This is a genomic window from Ureaplasma diversum NCTC 246, assembly GCF_000731915.1.
Taxonomy (GTDB): domain Bacteria; phylum Bacillota_I; class Bacilli_A; order Mycoplasmatales; family Mycoplasmoidaceae; genus Ureaplasma; species Ureaplasma diversum.
The window spans coordinates 1-1,359 of record NZ_JFDP01000092.1 but is presented as its reverse complement, the minus strand read 5'-3'; the positions used below and the strand labels follow the sequence as shown (position 1 = coordinate 1,359).

The 1,359-nt window shown below is 32.7% G+C and carries 1 protein-coding gene; it reads right to left on the bottom strand.

The window, feature by feature from the left end:
* Nucleotides 1-233: 233 nt before the first annotated feature.
* The coding region (locus UDIV_RS04650) for a prolipoprotein diacylglyceryl transferase (RefSeq protein WP_038103670.1) at nt 234-1,359 on the bottom strand (1,126 nt) is incomplete at its 5' end.

Below are 1,359 nucleotides of genomic sequence, written 5' to 3'. Positions count from 1 at the left end.
GGGACTTTCTGGGTAAATGTTCCGGTTAAAGGTGTTTTAGAGAGTGATAGCTTTGTTGTTTATAGAAATTATTCTTTGTTCGGTATTTGCTCAGAGAAGAACTGCTAAGAAAATAAAAATAACTTTTTTGTCTTTCTTAAAACTATTGTCAATATAAAAATAACTAACCTAGACATAACTATGATCACCATAATTTGTTTAAGTTAGTTTATATTTTTGTTTTATAAATTTTTTTAGTTAGCTTTATCGTTAACTGTTATAGGAATTCTTTTACTTTGTGAACTTAATAAGTTCTCAGCTTTATCTTCTCCGCTAACAGATATTTTTGATAAAGTATATGTTCCTTTATTTCCGTAATAGTTATTTCCTTGTTCTGTAGATACATAGAAGATAACATAACCATTTTCACGTTTTCGTTCAAAGTTAAAGAATTTTTTAGTTTGATCTTTAGGATCGTTAAAAGTAGCTGTTCTATCATCAATTATTGAGATTATTCCTGTACCATCATTTTTGTTTCAATCAGTGAATACGTAAAATTTAGTATTTTTTATCTCTTCATAGAATTCTTCTTTAACCTTAAATTCCATATCAATGTAACCAGATGTGTTCTTTTTGAATGATACTAATGTTAATTTTTTAGCTTCAGGATCTTCTGGTTTTTTTAATTTACTATCATCTTCTCCTTGTTTTTGTGCAGGATCAGCGCCGTTTTGTTCAGTATTTTCAGTTTGACCTTTTTTATCATCATCTTCAACTTTTGCTGATTCATTGTCGTTTTTTGGTTTTTCTTGATCAGGATTTTGATTTTCTGATGCTGGTGGTGTTACTTTATCTTTCTGATCAGGTTGATCAGCTTGCTCACCAGATCCTTCGTTTTGTTTTTTTGTATTTGGTTCTGGTTGATCTTTATTCTCAGTTTCTTTACCAGATCCATCTGTTGAATCAGGTGCTTCTGTATTGCCTTGTTGAGCTTTGTCAGCATCATTCTTCTTTTCAGAATCGGTGTTAGTGCCAGAACCTACATCCGGTTTATTTTGTTCGTTTTTTCCATCTTGTTTAGAATCAGTACCAGCACCTGAATTATTAGGATTTTTAGGTTGAGTTTGGTTAGTTTGATCAGTCCCTTTAGGGTCTTTTTGAGTTGATGAACCAGGATTAGATGGATTAGGATCTTCTTGTTTAGTTCCTGATTCTCGATTACTTGCACCTGGTGTAGTATTAGTTGAGCCACCTGTTGGATTAGTTGTACCACCAGTTCCTGAACCTTGCCCACTTGGATTTGTAGTGTTACCACTACCTGGATTTAAAGACTCATTACCACCTGTTTGTGGTGGGTTTTGAGCACCTTGAGAAGGTTTA